Annotated in this window: 8 protein-coding genes and 3 pseudogenes; all 11 read right to left on the bottom strand. The window is 73.5% G+C overall.

Annotated features, from left to right (window positions below; translation table 11 throughout):
• Nucleotides 1-6: 6 nt before the first annotated feature.
• Nucleotides 7-858, bottom strand: a complete 852-nt coding sequence (locus tag ACWC9R_RS20920) for an ABC transporter permease (RefSeq protein ID WP_450733518.1) — start codon at nucleotides 856-858, stop codon at nucleotides 7-9.
• Nucleotides 855-7484, bottom strand: a pseudogene (locus ACWC9R_RS20915) (amino acid adenylation domain-containing protein); the annotation flags it as partial. The gene ACWC9R_RS20920 and the pseudogene ACWC9R_RS20915, both read right to left, overlap by 4 nt.
• A gap of 51 nt (nucleotides 7485-7535) precedes the next feature.
• Nucleotides 7536-8852: pseudogene (locus tag ACWC9R_RS20910) on the bottom strand (condensation domain-containing protein); the annotation flags it as partial.
• Nucleotides 8853-9002: 150 nt separating this feature from the next.
• Nucleotides 9003-12098, bottom strand: a pseudogene (locus ACWC9R_RS20905) (amino acid adenylation domain-containing protein); the annotation flags it as partial.
• Nucleotides 12099-12269: 171 nt separating this feature from the next.
• Nucleotides 12270-12983, bottom strand: a complete 714-nt coding sequence (locus ACWC9R_RS20900; protein ID WP_450733516.1) for a DsbA family protein — start codon at nucleotides 12981-12983, stop codon at nucleotides 12270-12272.
• Nucleotides 12984-13028: 45 nt separating this feature from the next.
• On the bottom strand, nucleotides 13029-13775 hold the full coding sequence (gene fabG / locus ACWC9R_RS20895; RefSeq protein ID WP_450733514.1) for a 3-oxoacyl-[acyl-carrier-protein] reductase: 747 nt from the start codon (nucleotides 13773-13775) through the stop codon (nucleotides 13029-13031).
• A gap of 118 nt (nucleotides 13776-13893) precedes the next feature.
• Nucleotides 13894-14988 (bottom strand): beta-ketoacyl synthase N-terminal-like domain-containing protein, encoded by a 1095-nt coding sequence (locus ACWC9R_RS20890; protein WP_450733512.1) that lies wholly within the window; start codon nucleotides 14986-14988, stop codon nucleotides 13894-13896.
• On the bottom strand, nucleotides 14988-16220 hold the full coding sequence (locus tag ACWC9R_RS20885) for a beta-ketoacyl-[acyl-carrier-protein] synthase family protein (protein WP_450733510.1): 1233 nt from the start codon (nucleotides 16218-16220) through the stop codon (nucleotides 14988-14990). The genes ACWC9R_RS20890 and ACWC9R_RS20885 overlap by 1 nt, the downstream gene beginning before the upstream one ends.
• Before the next feature lie 29 nt (nucleotides 16221-16249).
• Nucleotides 16250-16522 (bottom strand): acyl carrier protein, encoded by a 273-nt coding sequence (locus tag ACWC9R_RS20880; protein WP_450733509.1) that lies wholly within the window; start codon nucleotides 16520-16522, stop codon nucleotides 16250-16252.
• Between the two features lie 44 nt (nucleotides 16523-16566).
• Nucleotides 16567-17544 carry a LysR family transcriptional regulator gene (locus tag ACWC9R_RS20875; RefSeq protein ID WP_450733507.1) on the bottom strand — a complete coding sequence of 326 codons (978 nt, stop codon included), beginning with the start codon at nucleotides 17542-17544 and terminating at the stop codon, nucleotides 16567-16569.
• Between the two features lie 941 nt (nucleotides 17545-18485).
• Nucleotides 18486-19487, bottom strand: a complete 1002-nt coding sequence (locus tag ACWC9R_RS20870) for a TauD/TfdA family dioxygenase (protein ID WP_450733505.1) — start codon at nucleotides 19485-19487, stop codon at nucleotides 18486-18488.
• Nucleotides 19488-19554 lie beyond the last annotated feature (67 nt).

Below are 19554 nucleotides of genomic sequence, written 5' to 3'. Positions count from 1 at the left end.
CGGGGGTCAGGAGCCCGCGGTGCGGTAGCGCCGCAGGCTGACGGTGAAGCAGAGCGCGAACAGCACGCCCAACGTCACCGCGATCACCACTCCGGGGTGCTCGGAGGGGAAGCTGCCGCTGCTCGTGGCCGGGTTCCCCCACAGGTCGCGGCAGGACGAGATGACGGCGGTGATCGGGTTCCACTCCGCGATCGGGCGGACCGGTGCCGGCATGGAGTCCGGGGAGAGGAAGGCGCTGGACACGAAGGGCAGCACGATCACGATGAAGGGCGTGACCACGCTGATGGTCTCCACGTTGCCCAGCGTCATCGCGAAGAGCACGCCGAGCCAGAGCATCACGTAGGTCAGGAGCACGATCAGCCCGAACCCGGCCAGCACCGGCAGCACCCCGGCGTGCGGGCGCCAGCCGAGCAGCAGCCCGGCCGCCGTGACGACGGCCAGGCCCAGCAGCCCCACGAGGAGGTCCGCGAAGGTGTGCGCGAAGAGCACAGCGGACCGGCTGATGGGCATCGACCGGAACCGGTCGACCAGGCCGCCCTGGAGGTCCATCGCGACCGAGACCGCGGTCGGTCCGACGCAGGCGAGCGCCACCTGGACCGCGCCGCCGGCGAAGACGTACTCGGCGTAACTCCCGCCCGCGGGCAGCTTGATGGCGTCGCGGAAGAGGTAGCCGACCATCACCATCGACACCAGCGGGCTCATCGCCACCCCGAGCACCCGGCCCGGGGCCCGGCGCAGGTGCAGCAGGCGCCGGCCGGTCACCGCGACCATCTCGGTGAACAGCGCGCGCAGGCCGCCCGGGGCGCTCGGCAGGTCCGTGCCGCGGCCGGCCGGCGCGGGGTTCATGGCTGTGGTCATCGCTCTCCACGTCCGTTCCGGTCCTGGTGCAGGCGGTCCAGCTCGGCGGCGATGGCCGGGCCGACCTCGGTCAGCGCCTCCGGGTTGAGGAGGTCGTCGTGGTCGCAGTCGATCCGGTGGACGTCGAGGGTGCCGCTGAAGTACGGCTTCCAGCGCTCCTCCATGGCGGGCGTGGGCTCCCCCGCGTCCGTCCGCCCGGCGACGAAGAGCTGCATCGTCCCGTCATAGTCCTTGGGTGTGTAACGGGCGTGCAGTACCGGGTGGTTGGACATCAGACCCACCATGCGGGCCATCCGCTCCTCCCCCATCTGGGCCAGCGGGCTGTCGTCCCGCCGCAGCGCGTCGATGACGTCCCCGACGACCAGCGGCCGGTCGCCGAACTCCGCGGGGTCGTGCCCGATGCCCTCCAACAGCCAGCCGAGCTTGGCCTGTTCGTCCTGGTCCGCCCGCTCGTCGGCGGGTTCGCCGGCGGTCCGCGGATAGGAGTCCAGGTTCGCGACGAGGCCGACCTCGTCGCCCGCCGCGCGCAGCTGTACGGCGATCTCGTAGGCGAGCAGGCCGCCGAGCGACCAGCCGAGCAGGTGGTACGGCCCCTCGGGCCGGACCTTCTTGATCATCTGGAGGTACTCGGCCGCGGTCTCCTCGATGCTCACGGGCAGCGGCGCGCCGTCCACGACGTAGGGCGCCTGGATGCCGTAGACCGGGTGCTCGGCGCCGAGGTGCGGTGTGAGCGGCATGTACGACAGGGCGAACCCGACCCCGCTGTGCAGACAGAACACCGGCGGTCGGCTGCCCGTCGGCTTCATGCACAGCACCGTGCCGAACGGGTCGGAGAAGTCCGCTCCCCCGGCCGCGTCGATCGCGTCGATCGCCTCGGCCATGATGCGCGTGCTCCGCCGCCCCGCCGGGGCGTCGGCTCCCGGCGCCGGGTCGGACTCCAGGGTGGCCGCCAGGGCCCGGACCGTCTGGTGCGCGAAGACGTCCGCGCTGCTGATCTCCAGGCCCGCCTTGCGGGCCAGGGCCACCAGGCGCAGCGACTTCATGCTGTTCAGCGACGTCTCGAAGAAGTTCTCCTCGACGCCGAACGCGTCGCGGCCCAGGACGTCGGCGACGATGGCGCACAGCGTCGCCTCGGCCGGGGTCAGCCGGCCCGGGTCGCCGGTCACCGCGGCCGGCCCGGCCCCGGGCCCGTCGGAGACCGGCGGCGCGTCGGGGGCCAGCAGGTTCCCGGCCGCGTCCCACTTGGCCCGCTCACCGGTCCGGTGGAGCCGGGAGCCGGCCGGCCCGTAGGGGTTGGCCACGAACCGCTCCGCGGTCGGCCCGGGAAGGCCCGCGAAGCCGCGGCCGAGCCCGGCGCCGCCGAGGTACACCTCCCCCACCGCGCCCGGCGGGAGCGGTGCGAGCCACTCGTCCAGGACGTAGACCTGGGTGTTCCAGACCGAGCTGGCCGGCGCGTACGTCACCGGTGTCGCCCAGTCGTGCGGCAGCGGCTCCACGGCCCGCGCCCCGGCTCCGGAGAGCAGCGGTACGAACAGGCCGCCGTCGGAGGCCCCGGCGCGCTCCCCGGACTCCATCGCCCAGGCGAGGTGGTTGACGGCCGCCCGGTGTTCGACGACCGTGCCCCGGGGCCGGCCCGCCGGGTCGTCCGCGCGGATGACGTACGCGGCGTCCCCGGGCCGCAGCGGTGCCGTGCGGTCCGCGTCGGTCACCGGACCGGTGGAGCCGCGGCGCACCTCCGGGCCGTCCAGGACCACCGCCGTGACGCCGGTGCTCCGCAGCCTGCTCGCCAGCCCCGCGGTGGTCAGCAGGCACAGCGGGCGGCTGTCGGCGAAGAGCGCCTTGATCCGCGCCACCGGCTCGTCCGCGGCGACCGGCAGGTACGCGGCGCCGGACTTGAGCACCGCGAGCGCCGCGACCGCGTGGTCTGCCGGGCGCGGCGCGGCGAGCGCGACGATCCGGTCCGGACCGGCCCCGAGGCCCAGCAAGTGACGGGCCAACTGGTTGGCGCGGGCGTCGAGTTGGGCGTAGCTGAGGCCCTTGGTCCCGGTCCCGACGGCGATCGCGTCCGGAGTGCTCGCCAGCCGCTCGGCGAACAGCTCGGGCAGCGTCGCGGCCGGCAGCTCGTGCGCGGTGTCGTTCCATTCGCACAGCACCCGCTCGCGCTCGGCGCCGGTGAGCAGCTCCAGGCCGCTCAGGCGCATCTCGGGATCGGCGGCCACCGAGCGCAGCACCTCCTGGAACTGCTCCGCCACGCGCTCCGCGGTGGCCCGGGTGAACAGGTCGGTGCTGAAGGTGAGCAGGCCGCGGACGCCGCCCCCGCCGGGCCACGGCAGCAGCTCCAGCATCAGGTCCATCTTGGCCCGGTCGGACGCGGCGTACTCGGGCACGACCGTCAGGCCGGGCAGGTCCAGCGGCGCGTTGCCCTGGTTCTGGACGCTCAGCATGACCTGGAACAGCGGGTGCCTGCCCCTGACGCGGGCCGGCCTGATCGCGTCGACCACCTGGTCGAACGGGACGTCCTGGTGGGAGTACGCCGCCAGGTTGGCCTCCCGGATCCGGTCGAGCAGCTCCAGGAAGGTCGGGTCGCCGCTGGTGTCGCCGCGCAGCGTCAGGGAGTTGACGAACATCCCGACCAGGTCGTTGAGCGCCTCGTCGGTGCGCCCGGCGACGGGGGAACCCACCGGGATGTCGGTGCCGGCGCCCAGCCGGGTGAGCAGGGCGGAGAGCGCCGCCTGGTAGACGATGAACTCGGTGGTGCCGGTGCGCCGGGCCAGCTCGGCCAGCGCGCCGTGCAGCCCGGACTCCAGCTCGAACATCACCATCTCGCCGTCGGACGTGCTCGTCTCGGGGCGCGGGAAGTCGGTGGGCAGCCGCAGCTCGTCCGGCAGACCGGCGAGCGCGTCCCGCCAGAAGGACAGCTGCCCGGAGGCCACGCTGTCGGGGTCGTCCGCCGCGCCGAGCAGCTCGCGCTGCCAGACGGCGAAGTCCGCGTACTGCACCGGCAGCGGGGCCCGCCGCGGCACCCGCCCGTCGCACCGGGCGCGGTAGGAGTCCGCCAGGTCGGTCAGCGCGGGCGCGATCGACCAGCCGTCGAAGGCGATGTGGTGGAAGACCAGCATCAGCACCCACTCGTCCGCACCGAGGGCGAACAGCCTTGCCCGCAGCGGCGGTTCCGAGCGCAGGTCGAAGCCCAGGTCGGCCTCGGCGGCCAGGGCCTCGGCCAGCTTCGCCCGGGTGACCGTCCGGGTCCGCAGGACCGGACCGCCGGTCGCGACGTCGAGCACCCGCAGCGACGGCACGCCGTCGGTCTCCGGGATGACCGTCCGCAGCACCTCGTGGCGCTCGGCAAGATCGGTCAACGCCCCTTGGAGGGCGGCCTCGTTCAAGCGGCCGGTGAGCCGGAAGGCCATCGGCGTGTTATACGTGCCGTCGCTCGTCGCCTGGCTCCGGTTGAGGAACCACTGCTGCTCCTGCACGAAGGACAGCTCGGGCTCGGTGCCCTGCGGCGCCGGGGTCAGCGGCGGCCTGGCCCGGTCCGCCGACTCGACGTGACCGGCCAGCGCGACCACCGTCCGCGCCTCGAACAGCGCACGGATCGGCAGTTCGACGGCGAGCACGCCACGCACCCGGCTGACCAGCCGCGTCGCGAGCAGCGAGTGGCCGCCGATCTCGAAGAAGTCGTCGTCGATGGAGACCCGGGCGATCCCGAGGACGTCCGCGAACAGGCCGCAGAGGATCTCCTCCACCGGGGTGCGCGGCGCGCGGCCCCGGAGGGCGTCGCCGAGATCCGGCGCGGGCAGCGCCTTGCGGTCGAGCTTGCCCTGCGCGGTGAGCGGCAGGGCCTCCAGGGCGACCACCGCGGACGGCACCATGTACTCCGGCAGCGACAGCGCGAGCTGGTCGCGCAGGCCCTCGGCGACGCCCTCCGCGGCCACGACGTATGCCACCAGGCGGCGGTCGCCGTCGTCGCTCTCGGATACGATCACCGCGGCCTGCTCGACGCCGGGCCGGGCGAGCAGCGCGGCGGAGACCTCGCCGAGCTCGATGCGGAACCCGCGCAGCTGCACCTGGTCGTCAGCCCGGCCGACATAGTCGAGCTGGCCGTCCGGCAGCCAGCGCACCAGGTCTCCGGTGCGGTACATCCGGGCGCCCGCGGGGCCGAAGGGGTCGGCCACGAAGCGCTGGGCGGTCAGCTCCGGGCGGCCCAGGTAGCCGCGCGCCAGACCGCCGCTGACGTACAGCTCGCCGACCACGCCGCTTGGCGCGAGCCGCAGGTGGTGGTCGAGGACGTACACGCGGTGCGCGGTGGTCGGCCGTCCGATGGGCGGGCGGGCGGCGCCGGCCAGCGGACCGCCCACGGTGGAGCTCACCACGGCCTCGGTGGGGCCGTAGCCGTTGTAGAGCCTGACCTGGTCGGACCAGCGCTCGACGACGCTCGCCGGGACCGCCTCGCCGGCCACCGCGAGCCGCAGGTCGGCGGGGAGCGTGCTCCCCTCCGGCAGGCCGCCGACCACGACGGGCGGCAGTCCGGCGAGATTGACCCGGGCGTCGTTGATCAGGTCGACCAGCGGCGCGCCCGGCGCCCGGCACTCCTCGTCGGCGATGACCAGCGTGCCGCCGTTGAGCAGCGCCAGCATGATCTCCCAGACGGAGGCGTCGAAGCTGATGGAGGCGAACTGCAGCACCCGGGTGCCCTCGTCGAGGCCGAAGCGTTCGACGAGGCTGTCGACCATCGACAGCAGCCCGGTGTGGGCCACCACGACGCCCTTGGGCCGGCCGGTGGAGCCGGAGGTGTAGATCATGTATGCCGCGTTCTCCGGCCGCGGCGGGCCGGTCCGGTCGGCGTCGGCGAGGTCGGTGTCGGGCAGCGCGGCGAGCCGCCGTGCGGTGTCGGGCGCGTCCAGGACGAGCGCCCCGGTCGGCAGGCCGGGCAGGCCGGCGAGGCGCTCGTGGGTGGCCTCGTCGGTGAGCAGCACCGCGGGACGGGCGTCCGCCAGCATGTAGGTGACGCGGTCGGCGGGGTAGCCGGAGTCCACCGGCAGGTAGGCGGCGCCGGACTTGAGCACCGCGAGCACCGCGACCACCACGTCGGGGGTGCGGGGCAGCATCAGCGCGACGGTCTGCTCGGGGCCGATGCCGCGCTCGACGAGCAGTCTGGCCAACCGGTTCGCGCGGGCGTTGAGTTCGGCGTACGGCACCTCCTCGGTCCCGAGGACGACGGCCGTCTTGTCCGGCGTGCGCGCGGCGTGCGCCTCGAAGACCTCGGTGGTCAGCGCGCCGGACGAGGCCCGCACACGGCCGGTGCCGGACCAGTCGTCGGCCAGCTGGCTGCGCTCGTCGTCGTCGAGCGCGTCGAGCCCGCCGAGCAGCGCGTCCGGCGTGGCGGCCAGCTGTTCCAGTACGCGCACGAAGCGCCGCAGGATGCCCTCGACCTCGTCCGGGGTGAAGATGTCCGGCCGGTACTGGGCCTCCAGGTGCGTCCGGTCGCCCGGGAACACGTTGAGCGCGAAGGGGTACTCGGCGATGACCCGGGCCTCCCAGTCGAGCATGCTCAGGCCGGGGACGTGCTCGCCGATGCGGTCCAGCACGCCGGTCGGGTAGTTGTGGAAGGACACCACGGTGTCGAAGAGTTCGCCGATGCCGGCGCCCTGCTGCACCTCGGCGAGGCCCAGGTGGTGGTGGGGCTCCAGGTCCAGCTGGCGGTCCTGGAGCGCGGCCAGCATCGCCGCGAAGGCCAGCGAGGGGTCCAGCCCCACGCGGACCGGCAGCGTGCTGAGGAACGAGCCGACCGTCCGCTCGATGCCGGGCACCTCTTCGGTCCGCCCGGAGACCACCGCGCCGAACGTCACGTCCTGCCGGCCGGTGAGCCGACCGAGCGCGACCGCCCAGCAGCCCTGCATGACCGTGCTCATCGTCAGGCCGCGGGAGGTCGCCCAGGACGTCACCGCCGCGGTCAGCTCCTCGGGCAGCTCCCGGTGCACGGACCCGGGCAGCACCGAGGCGCGCGGCCGGTCGGCCGGGCCCAGCCGGGTGGGCTCGTCGATCCCGGCCAGCTCCTTCTGCCAGGCCTCCCGCGCGGCCGGCTTGTCCTGGGCGGCGGACCACTCCAGGTAGCCGCTGAGGGGGACGACCGGCGGCAGCGCCGAGCCGTCCGCGCCGTTGGCCCACAGCGTGACCAGTTCCTCGGCGAGGACCGCGGACAGCGACCAGCCGTCCACCAGCATGTGGTGCGCGGTCCACACCACGCGGTGCCGGTCGTCGGCGATCCGGTAGACGGTGAACCGGGTCAGCGGCGCCCGGGTGACGTCGAAGCGGTCGAGCCACTCCTCCTCGGTGCGCCGCCGCACCTCGGCGTCGACGTCGTCCCCTTCGAACCCGGTCAGGTCCACCTCGGTCCAGGCCGGTTCCACGGCCGAGGAGACCAGCTGGACCGGGTCGCCCGCGTCGCGCTCGCGGAAGCAGGCGCGCAGGCTCGGGTTGCGGGCGAGCAGCGCCGCCGCGGCGGCGCGCAGCCGTGCGCGGTCCAGCGGACCGGCCACGTCCATGGTGACCTGGAGCGTGTACGCGTCCATGCCCTGCCGGTCGAACTCCGCCTGGAAGAGCAGACCGCGCTGGAGCGGGGAGAGCGGCAGGATGTCGTCGAGCCCCGGGACGTCCCGCTCGTACGCCTCGATCTCCGCCTGGGTGAGGGTCACCAGCGGGAAGTCGGAGGGCGTACGGCCGCCCGCCTCGGGCCGTTCGGCGTGCGCGGCCAGCGCCCGGAGCGCCCGGAACCAGTCCTCGGCCAGCCGCCGGACGTCGTCCTCGGCGAGCAGCTCGCCCGCCCAGGTCCAGTCGGCGACCAGCACGGGGCCCTCCGCGCGGTCCTCGGTCATCGCGACCAGTTCCAGCGCGTGCCGCAGCGGGGTCTCCGGGGCGGCGGTGAGGCCGGAGCCGCCGGTCTCCATGGCCCAGTCGCCGCCGGTGCCGGTGGCGAACCGGCCCAGGTAGTTGAAGCCGATCCGGGGAGCGGCGTCGCGGGCGAGCACGGCGGCGGTCTGCGGGTTGAGGTGGCGCAGCAGGCCGTGGCCGAGTCCGTGGTCAGGAAGGGCCCGCAGGCTCTCCTTGACGTTCTTGAGCGCGGCGCCGCAGGACGCGCCGCCGTTCCACACCTCGGCCCAGTCCGGGTCGCCGATGTCGAGGCCGACGGGGAAGACGCTGGTGAACCAGCCGACGGTACGGGACAGGTCGAGGCCGTCGGCGATCTGCTCGCGGCCGTGGCCCTCCAGCTCGACCAGCGCGCGCGAGCCCGTACCGCGGTGCGCGAGGGCCAGCCCGAAGCCGGTCAGCAGCACCTCGTTGACCTCGGCGTGGAAGGCGGCGGGCACCCGGCCGAGGACCGCGGCGGTCTGCGCGGCGGGCAGTTCGAGCCGCAGCCGGCCCGCGCTGCCGTGCACGTCCCTGGCCGGATCGAGGGCGCGGTCGGCGAGTTCGACGGTGCCGCCGCCCAGTATCCCGGTCCACAGCGGGAGTTCGGCGGTGCGGCGGGTGGTGCGGGCCTGCTCGGACAGCGTCTTCGCCCAGCGCCGGTAGGAGGTGCCGACCGGGTCCAGGGTCGCGCCGTGCCAGGCGGCCCGGAGGTCGGGCAGCAGGATCCGCCAGGAGACGCCGTCCACGGCCAGGTGGTGGATCACCAGCAGCAGCCGGGCCGCGGCGTCGTCACCGCCGCCCAGGAGCGCCGCTTGGACCAGCAGGCCGTCCTCGGGGCGGAGCCGGGCGCGGGCCGCCGCGAGCCGCTCCTCGAACGACGTGTCCCGGCCGGTGCCGGCGCCGGCCGTGCTGAGCACGTCGGCGGCGGACACCGCGCCCTGCGGCAGCGTCTCCAGGGACCACAGCCCCGGCACCGGGGCGGTGAGCTTGGTGCGCAGCGCGTCGTGCCGGTCGAGGACGGCCTGCAGCGCGCGCTCCAGGCGGGCGGTGTCGGTGCCCGCGCCCGCGGGCAGCGCGACCGTCACGTACTGGGCGAACTCGCGGGTGGCGGTGGGCAGTCCGGCGAGTTCGGCGCGCAACTGGTCCACGATCGGGGTCAGCTCCAGCTCGCCGACGCCGTCCGCCACGCCCTCCTCCGCGGCACGGTCCGCGCGCAGCGCAACAGCGGCGATCGCGGCCGGGGTGCGGTGCTGGAATACGTCCCGCGAGGTGATGACGAGTCCGGCCCGGCGGGCCCGGCCGACCACCTGGATGGCGCTGATGCTGTCGCCGCCGAGGGCGAAGAAGTTGTCGTCGACGCCGATGCCGGGCACGCCGAGGACCTCGGCGAGCACCGCGCACAGGATCTCCTCCTGCGGCGTCCCCGCCGTCCGGCCGGTGGCCGCGACCGCGAACTCGGGGGCGGGCAGCGCCTTGCGGTCGACCTTGCCGTGCGGGGTGAGCGGCATCCGCTCCAGGGTCAGCAGCATCGCGGGCACCATGTGGTCGGGCAGCACGGCGGCCAGCCGCTCGCGCAGCGCGCCGGTGCCGGCGGCGCCGTCCTCGGGCACCACGTAGCCGATCAGGCGCTGGTGGCCGGCCGGGTCGGCGACCGCGGCGGCCACCGCGTCCGCCACTCCGGGCAGGTTGCGCAGCACGGACTCGACCTCGCCCAGCTCGATGCGCTGGCCGCGGATCTTGACCTGGTGGTCGCGGCGGCCGGTGAAGACGAGCTGTCCGTCGGCGAGCAGCACCACCTGGTCGCCGGTGCGGTACATCCGGGAGCCGCCGTTCGCGAAGGGGTCGGGCACGAAGGTGCCGGCGGTGCGGGCCGGGTCGCCGAGGTATCCGCGGCCGACGCCCGCGCCGGCGATGTACAGCTCGCCGGGCACGCCGCGCGGCACCGGCCGCAGGTCGTCACCGAGGACGTGCAGGCGGGTGTCGCGCAGCGGACGGCCGATCGGCATGGAGGCGCCGGACATCCCGGCCGCCGCACGCGCGTAGCCGTGGGTGACGTCATCCGAGCACTCGGTGGGGCCGTAGACATTCGCCACCGGGACGTCCGGGTAGCGCGCGAACCAGCGGGCGCACAGCTCGGTCGGCAGCGCCTCGCCGTTGGAGATCATCCAGCGCAGCGCGGGGAGGCCGGGGGCACCGCCCGCGGTGTCCCACACGTCCAGCGTCGCGCGCAGCAGCGAGGGCACCACCTCGAGCACGGTGAGGCCCTCGGCCGCGATGGCGCCGAACAGCGCCCCGGGATCGGCGGCGTCCGCGCGGGAGACCGCCCGGACCCGACCGCCGACCAGCAGCGTGGTGAGCGACTGCCAGACGGAGACGTCGAAGGTGACGGGCGCGTTGTGGACGAGCGCGTCGGAGCGGTCCAGGGAGAGCTCCTCGACCTTGGCGAGCAGGTGATTGACCATGCCGCCGCGCTGCACCATCGCGCCCTTGGGCTTGCCGGTGGAGCCCGAGGTGTAGATCACGTACGCCAGGTCGAGGGGCCCGCCGTCGACCGGCGCCAGGTCGGTGGCGTCGTCGAACGCGCCGTCCAGGACGTGCACGGGGAGCCCGCGGTCGGCCGCCACCCGCTCGGCGAGGGCGCGGTGCGTGATGTCGGTGAGCACCTGAACCGCGCCGCTGTCCACCAGGAGCGAGCTGAGCCGGTTCAGCGGCGCGCGCGGGTCGAGCGGCAGGAAGGCCCCTCCGGCGCCGAGCGCGGCGAGCTCCGCGGTGACGAAGTCCCTTCCGGGTTCCGTCAGTACGGCCACCGGACCGTCGACGGACACCCGCCGGGAGGCGGCGCTGGCCCGGCCGACGAGCTCGGCGTAGCTGAGGCTGCCGCCGTCGTCGGTGATCGCGACGGCGTCCGGCCGCTCGGCGGCGTGCGCCCGGATCCGTTCGACGACGCCCCGGTAGGGCTCCTGGGACACCGGGCCGGTCAGCGCGGCGGTCAACTCCTCGGCCTCGCCGGGCGAGAGGAGGCCGAGGGCGCTCAGCGGGGTGTCGGCGTCCGCGGTGAGGAAACGGTCGAGGTAGCCGACGAACCGGGCCAGGTGGCCGCGCACGTCGTCGGGGGTGTAGCGGGCCTCGTTGCCGCTGAGGTCGACGCCGATGCCGTTGTCGCCCTTGTCGGCGACGGTGAACTCCAGGTCGTCGACCAGGCCGGTGGAGGGGCTGTAGATGGTCGCGGAGCAGGGGCCGATGCTCAGCTCCTCGACCTGCGGCATCATGTTGAGGAACGGGCCGAACGGCCTGCGGTCGTCGCTCGGCAGCCCCATCGCGCGGCGGATCCGGCTCACGCGGTACCGCTGGTGCTTGAGCCCCTTGGACAGTGCCCGGTACGCCGCGGTGAGCAGGTCGCCGCGGGTCATCCCGGGCCGCAGGGCGAGCCGCAGCGGCACGTAGTTGACCACCATGCCGGGGATGTCCTGCATGGTGCCGCCCACCCGTCCGGTGGCGGGCAGGGACAGCAGCACGTCGTCGGTGCCGGCCAGCCGCCCGGTGTACGAGCCGAGCGCCGCGACCAGCACGGTCTGCCAGGTCGCCCGGGCCTCCCAGGCCACCGCGCGCAGCCGCTCCGCGATCGCCTCCGGCAGCACGGTCTCCTCGCGCAGGAAGGTCTGCGCCGGCTCCGCGTCCCGGGTGGCGAGACTGATCGGCTCGGGCCGGTCGGCGAGCTGTTCCTCCCAGTAGGCGCGGTCGCGGTCACAGCGCGGCGACTCCGCGTAGGCCGCCTCGGCCTCGATCAGCTCGCGGAGCGGCGGGAAGCGTCCCTCGTCCAGGGAGGTGCCGGCGAGCATCGCCTGGTAGATCGCGGAGAGCCGCTGCCAGTAGATGACGTAGCTGAAGCCGTCCGAGACCAGGTGGTGGTTGAGCAGGCAGAAGAAGGTGCGGTCCATGGCGAGGGTGAAGACGCTCAGCCTGAAGAGCGGCACGTGCGGGTCGGCGGTCAGCGACAGGGGAACCCGCAGGTCCTCCTGGATGGCGGCGCGCGCCGCGGCGGCCGGGTCCGCGGCGCCGCTGACGTCGGTGACGGTCAGCGGCAGGTCGACGGACGGCTCGATGAACTGCCAGGGCTCGCCGTCCACCTCGGTGAACCGCGCGCGCAGGCAGTCCGACTCCGCCACCAGGCGGGCCAGCGCGGCCCGGAACAGGTCCTGGTCCAGCGGCCCGCGGATGTCCCAGTAGATGGCGGTGTTGTACGTCGCCCCTCCGCCCGAGAGCTTCTCGTCGAACCAGATGTCCTTCTGGCCGGCGGTGAGGGGCAGGCCGCCCGTCCGAACATGAGTCATAGCAATCCCCTAGCGAAGGTCACCTGGTGCACACCGCCGAATCATCCGGGAGCCCGCTGACAGTGGGCTGACCGCCAACTGACGGTCAGTCCTGGCGTGTTGTGTGCCTGCCGTGTGTGGATGGGGCCGTGCCCCGCGCGCCGCGCGCCGTCGCCGCCGCAGCCCGGGCGGTCAGCCGCAGCCGCCCGCGTGCGCGTCCTCGACCGACCGGCCGAGGGCCACCGCGGCGGCGGGCTCCGGGAGGGCGGGCGCCGGGGCCGTCCGGGACCGTAGGTGCTCGACGAAGTCGTCGAGCCGGTCGAGCCCCCAGAAGCGGGTGAAGCCGTGCACGAAGAAGGGCACGCCGAACACACCGTCCTTGCAGACGTCCAGCAGGACGCGGACGCCCTCGGCGCGCCGCTCCGGGTCGTCGCTCGCGTCGGCGATCAGCGCCCGGTCGATGCCGAGTTCGGTGCCGATGTCGGCGATGGTGGCGCGGTCGCAGATGTTGCGGCCCTCGCCGAACCTGGCCCGGTACACCGCCGCGATGTAGGCGTGCCCGAGGCCCTGGTCGCGGGCGACCAGGTAGCCCAGGTGCGGGACCTCCCACACCGGGTTCCGGTCGACCGGCCACTTCACCTCCAGGCCCCTGGCCTTGGTGAGACGGCCGACATCCTGCAGGACGTACCGGTTCTTCTCGCGCGACATCTCGGAGTAGGGGAACCTGCCGCCCCGCTCGTCGAGCCCGCGGGCGCTCTCCGGGTCGGGCTCGAAGAACGGGAGCCATTCCAGCCGGTCGACGAGGTCCTGGTGCGCGCTCGTCAGCTCGCGGTAGGCGAGCCAGGAGTAGGGGCTGCGCAGGCTGAAGTAGCAGCGCGGTGTCTTGTTCTTGCCGGCGGGGGACATCGGGTCTCCCTCCTGTCTCTTCGGGGGCGGTCGGGCGGTGGGGCGTCAGACGACGAGGCCGCCGTCGATGCCGAAGACCTGGCCGGTGATGTACGAGGCGCGGTCGGACGCCAGGAAGGACACCAGGTCGGCGACTTCCTCGGGGCGGCCGAAGCGGCCGAGCGGGATCCGCTGCGTCATCGCCGTGGTGTGCTCTTCGCTGAGCTCGGAGAGCATGTCGGTGGAGATGAAGCCCGGCGCGACGGCGTTGGCGCGGATGCCGTAGCGCCCGGACTCCTTGGCCAGCGCCTTGGTGAAGCCGATGATCCCGGCCTTGGTCGCCGAGTAGTTGGTCTGCGTGGCGTTCCCGTAGACGCCCGCGACCGAGGACATGGTGATCACCGAGCCGGTCCGGCGCTTCATCATCGAGAAGACCGCCGCCTTGCAGAGGTGGTAGGTGCCGTCGAGGTTGACCCGCAGCACGGCGTCCCAGTCGGCCTCCGACAGCATCACCAGCGGGTTGTCGCGCACGATGCCCGCGCAGGAGACGACGGTGTGCAGCGGACCGAGCGCCTTCTCGCTGTCGCGGACGAAGCCGCGTACGTCGGCGTGGCCGGACACGTCGACCCGCGCCGCGTACACCCGGGCCCCGGCGGCGGTGGCCTCCTTGGCCACGGCCTCGGCGGCCTCCTGGTTGGACTGGTAGCAGAAGGCCACGTCGTAGCCCTCCTCGGCAAGCCGGGTCACCACGTGGCGGCCGATGCCCCGGGAGCCTCCGGTGACCAGCGCGACACGTGGTTCGGTTGCGGACATGCGTGTTTCCTCTCCATGGGGACGACTCACCGGGGTACGGCTTACGAGGCGTACGGGGTCACAGGGGCACGGCTGACCGGGGCACGGCCGTGCCGTACCCCCTCGGCCGCGGTCTCGCTCAGTCGCGGGCGGCGCCGCCGAGCACCGCGCAGCCGACCGTTCCGTCCCGGTCGATGCCCGTGACGAGCGCCGCCTCGCCGGGGCCGAGCCCGGACCCGCCCGCGGTGCCGAGCACCGCGGCCAGCTGCAGGCTGGTGGAGGCGGCGGAGGTGTCGCCGAGCAGCGGCCGACAGCGGATGCGCTCCGGCCGCGCGGCGCCGAGTGCGTCGGTGATGCCGTCCTCCTCCAGGGCGGCGAGCTTCCCGTCGGCGCCCAGCGGCGCCACCAGACGGACGTTCCCGGGCGCCACCCCGGCCCGGTCGAGCGCGCCGCGCACGCAGTCGGCCAACGCCCGCTGTGCGTCGCTCCGTTCGGCGAACGCCCCGAAGCGGGTGGCCAGAATCCGGGCCAGCGGCGCCCGTCCCGCGGCGCGGGCGTCGGCGGCGGTCTCCATCAGGAAGACGGCGCCGCCCTCGCCCAGGGGCGTGGACCGCTCCTCGGTGCCGCGGCCGTGCCACTCCAGCCAGGCACGCTGGGTGGAGTACTCCTCGGCCGCGCCGCACAGCACACGGGCGCAGTGGCCGCCGCGGTGCAGCCGCACCGCGTAGCTCAGGGCGAGCAGGCCGGTCAACCAGCCGCCCGCGACCGTGGTGTTGGGGCCCTTGATGCCGTACCAGATGGCGCTCTGCCCGGCGGCCCGGTTCATCACGGTGTTCGGGAAGCGGGCCGGGTCGACGTGGTACGGGCGCTCGCTGGTCAGGGCGTCCCGGGTGAAGTCCATGATGCTCTGGACGCTGCCGGAGCCGGTGCCGAGGACCAGGCCCACCTGCTCGGGGTGCGCGGTCAGTTCGTCGCCGCAGGACGCGAGGAGCCGGCCGACCGCGGTCACGGCGATCGCCGTGACCCGGTCCATGGTCCGGGTGCCCTTCTTGCCCACGTACTCCCGCGCGGTGAAGTCGGGCACCAGGCCGCACCGGTCGAAGGGGCCGGGCCATGCCTCGCGGTCCAGCTCGCCGACGGCGCTGCGCCCGGCGCCGATCCCCGCGCTGAAGGGGGCGCTGCCCACGCCGTAGCCGGAGACCACCGACCAGGCGGAGAGGACCAGTTCGGACATCACGCAGCCTCCTGGTACCGGCCGAGGATGAGCACGGCGTTGTTGCCCGCGAAGGCGAGCGCGTTGTTCTGGACCACGTTCAGTTCGGTGGCCCGCGCCTCGTTGGGCACGCAGTCCAGGCCGCACTCCGGGTCGGTCTCGCGGTGGTTGATGGTGGGCGGGACGAAGCCCTCGGTCAGGGCCAGCGCACAGGCCGCCGAGGCGAGCGCGCTCGCGGCGCCCATCGAGTGGCCGATCATGGACTTGATGGAGATCGTGGGTGGTGGCACGTCGAAGACCTGGCGGATCGCGCCGGCCTCGGTGACGTCGTTGGCCCGGGTGCCGGTGCCGTGCGCTGAGATGAAGTCGATGTCCTCCGGCTTCACCCCGGCGTTGCGGTGCGCGACCTCCATGCAGCGGGCCAGGCTGTCCTGGTCGGGCGCGACCGGGTGGTGCGCGTCGCAGTTGAGCCCGTAGCCGAGGACCTCGGCGTAGATCCGGGCGCCGCGGGCCCGGGCGGACTCCAGACTCTCCATCAGCAGTATCCCGGCGCCCTCGCCGGTCAGGATCCCCTTGCGGTCCTTGTCGAAGGGCTGGCAGACCTCGGGGGCGATCGTGCCGAGACGGTAGAAGCCGGTGAAGGTCTTCCGGCACACGGCGTCCGCGCCGCCGCACAGCGCGACGTCGACGTCCCCCTCACGGATCGCGTCGTAGCCGCTGCCGATGGCGTAGTTGCCCGCGGCGCAGGCGGTGGGGATGGTCAGGGCCTCGACGTCGGTCAGGCCCAGTTCGCGGACGATGCCGCTGGACAGCCGGCCGGCCTGCGCCCGCCGCGCCACGACGGGCGGCAGGTTCTCCGGTCCGTCGTCCAGTTGGACACCGATGAGCGTGTCGAGGTCACGGGATTCCGCGTCGGTGGTGCCGACAGAGACCAGAGCCGAACGCCGCCTGAGCTCCGCCGGGTCCATGCCCGCGTCCTCGACCGCCATCTTGGCCGCGGCGACCGAGAACTGGGAGGCCCGGCCGAGCTCGGCGGGGTCGACCCGGTGGATCCAGTCCACCGGGTCGAAGTCGGACACCTCGCATCCGTTGGCGTGCGCGAAACCCGTTGTGTCGAAGGCCGTGATCGGCTTGACCCCGCTGCGCCCGGACCGCAGTCCGTCGAGGAAGGCCGTGACGCCGAGCCCGATGCTGGTGACCACGCCGAGCCCGGTGATCACCACGCGACGCGGCCCGTGGTCGCTGTCGTACACCCTGTGCTCCAGTCGTCCGGGGCCGATACCTACTGGGCCGCCTTGGCCGTCATGGCTTCGCCGACGACGGTGGCGACGCCGTCCAGATTGACCATCCGGGCCAGATCGGCCTGGTCGATGTCGATCCCGAAGGCGCGCTCCAGCTGCGAGAGGATCTCGATGGCTCCCATCGAGTCGGCCTCGTGGTCCTCCTTGAAGCGACTGGTGTCGGTCATCTCATCCGGGTCAATCTCCAGGATGTCGCAGATGATTCCCTTGATCGTGGCGCGGCTGTCGGCGTCCACCTGCTTCGCTGTAGTCATACGGCGATGCTGGCGCACGGCCCTGACAGCGAGCTGACAGTTCCTCAGCCCGAGGGCGTCGGCAGCGGGAGGAACCGGCGCAATTCCGGGAAGTCGTCGGGGTGTTCCACGATCCAGGGCCAGTACCCGGAGATGGTGCGGGCGTACCCGCAGTAGTAGCGCCGCACCGTCTCCACCAGCCGCCGCAGGGTTTCCCTGGTGACCGCGCCCCGGAGCCACACCAGCCGCAGCTCGATGTCCCGCGAGTCCCGGATCGGTACCAGCCGTACATCGCGGGTGGCACCGGTGGGCGGCGTCAGGGCGGCGGCGTTGGTGTCCCTTACCCAGTTCATCGCCTCGTGGTGCCCGTGGACGTAGTGCGAGCCACCGGCCTCATGCTGGCCCAGCTGGGCCAGCAGCTCCTCCTCGACCTCGTGGAACCAGTGGTCCCGCGAGTAGCGGATCCAGTTGAGCGCCGCGAGGCGGGCGCCGTCCACGGAGGTGAGGTCGGCCAGCGGGTGCGCCCGCGACACCGCTAGCCAGATCGGTTCCCGGAGGATGACCGTGGTGCCCAGGTCGGGGTGGCGGACTTGGTCCGGCGTGGCCGTCGACGCGCAAGGGATCATGGCGACGGTGAGCGCCCCGCCGCGCACCGCGTCCGCGGCGGCCGCCGGCGCGAGCGTCTCGGTCTCCACGTCCACGCCCGACATCGAGGCCTGGATCGCCCCCAGCAGGGTGGGCGGCGTCCACTCGGTGTTGCCGAAGCGCAGGGTGCGCCCGCTGCTCGCGGCCGCCTCGCTCGTCACCTCGTCCGCCTGCTGGACGAGACGGGCCATCAGGGGGATCAGGCGCTTGCCCAGCGAGGTCGGCACGATGCCCGACCTCGACCGGACGAAGAGTTCCCCGCCGAGCATCTTCTCGATCCTGCGTAATTGAGTGGTGAGGCTGGGCTGCGGAATATTCAGCCAGCTTGCCGCCTTGGAAATGCTGCCGACTTCAGCAATTGTCCACACGATTCGAGCGTGTCTCAGTTTCAGATCCATATTCCTTGCAACCCTGCGATTCAGTCGATATGAGTCGATGGCAGCAACGCCCGCGGCCGCGCGAACAGTGGTCGCCGGAAAGCCGGACCCGGCAGATCTCCCGGCGTCCCGTCCCCCGCCGCGGGCAGGGGATCACCCCGCCTCGCGGCGTCGCCCCTGCGCGGCAACGCCCCGTGACGGTTCGCGCCCCGGCCGGGCGGCACCTCCCTGCTCGCCGCCGGACCGGACGGCCACCGTCCGCGGGCAGCCGCGGCACCCGGCCGCCGCGCGGAGCGCGATCTCCACGGAACCGTTCCCCCTCGGAGCCGTCACTCGTGGCCGGCCCCGGGGTGCCGACCCGCGCCCCACGCCTCGACGGGCATCGCAACCGCCATGTCACCGAGAGGTCCCCATGGGACACCCAGGGTTTTGTCGATCCTGTGCGTCATGACTCCAAGCCTCCGATCTTTCACCTCAGTTCGACACCATCGAGGGATATCGAACCACAAGTGAGAACCGGATATCCGGAGTCCCGAAATCCGATTCCACGCCCTAGCATGCGTTTCAGCGGGATTTAATTCGCACACAAGGGAACGACAACCAAAGAAAACGGAGTCCTGCATACCGGCTAACCGGTTCCGATCACCCGGGCAACGCCGCCGTGCCCCCGACGCCACCGGGCGGACGCCGCCCGCACGGCAGCACGTTCACGGTCGTGAACACCGCGCGGCGGGCGGATGTGATCGTTCGCCCGGCACGGGCCGCCCGCCCGGGACCGCGGCGGTCCGCCGGGCGGGCGGCCCCGGAACGCCGGAACCGTCGCGCGGACATTTCCGCACGACGGTTCCGGACTCGCGTGTTCCGATGTCTTGCACGGGATCACGCGAGTAGCGCACGAGATCACGCACGCGCACCCTCCGTCACGGACCTCGCACCGGTCCGCGCGCGTCGGGCGCGGGAGGTCAGCCGGTCGGGTCTCCGGCCAACCGGACCGGATCGCCGAACAGCGCCACCATCTGCCGGTCCCCCTCGTAGGGGCCCCTGCCGTGCGCCATCCGCAGGTTGTCCAGCACCAACAGGTCGCCGTCCTGCCAGGGTTCGCTCAGGCCGGCGGTCCCGTAGGCCTCGTTGATGGTGTCGACCACGTCGGTGGGGATGGCCGCACCGTCTCCGTACATCGTCCGGAAGGGCAGCCCCTCGACCCCGTAGAGCTCCTCCAGGTGCTCCCGGATGACCGGGTCGAGGGACGACTCGTGCAGGAACGCGGCCTGGTTGAACCAGACCTGCCGGCCGGTCACCGGGTGGCGCAGCACCGCCGGGCGGCGCTGGCGGGTGCGCAGGCCGCCGTCCTCGGTCCAGGTGCAGTCGACGGCGTTGCGGGCGCAGTAGTCCGCAACGCGTTCCCGGTCGTCGGTGCCGAATGCCTCGGCCCAGGTGAAGCCGAACTGGAGGTAGCTGCGGGCCAGTTCCCAGCCGTCCCGCACGAAGCGCTCGCGCAGGGCGTCCGGCAGGAGTTCCAGGACGCGCTGCCCGTCGGCCACCTCGGCGATGCCGCCGCGCTCCGGCGCGACCAGGCACCCGAACAGGGCGACCGACGCCACCACGGCGGCGTAGCTCTGCTCGTGGTGCATGCAGAGTTGGTCTTCGGCCGGCCAGTCCGAAGCGGAGTAGACGTGGTCGGGGTAGGCCAGTCGACTGGTGAAGCCCTCCCGCTCGGCCATGCCGGCCACGCCCAACGCCCGTGCCGCGGACGCCAGATCGGCCGGCGACGCCAGGCCCAGGCCGCGGACCAGGACCGCGCCGTGCCGGGCGACCAGGGCCCGGATCTCCGCCCCCGGCAGGTCCGCGACGGCCGGCCCTCCGGAGTCCGGCAGCCGGAGCACCGGGATGCGCCCCTCGTCGAGCCTGAGGTGCCATCCGTCCGGAACGGCCTCCGCGGCCTCCGGGTCGTTGACGGTCGTCATTCCGCTGCCTCCTGAGAAGGTCGGCCCGGCCGCGGGGGCGGCGCGGCCGGGCTCGGAGCGCCGGGCT

This window comes from Streptomyces sp. NPDC001219 (assembly GCF_053597915.1).
This window is presented reverse-complemented; position numbering and strand designations above follow the sequence as displayed.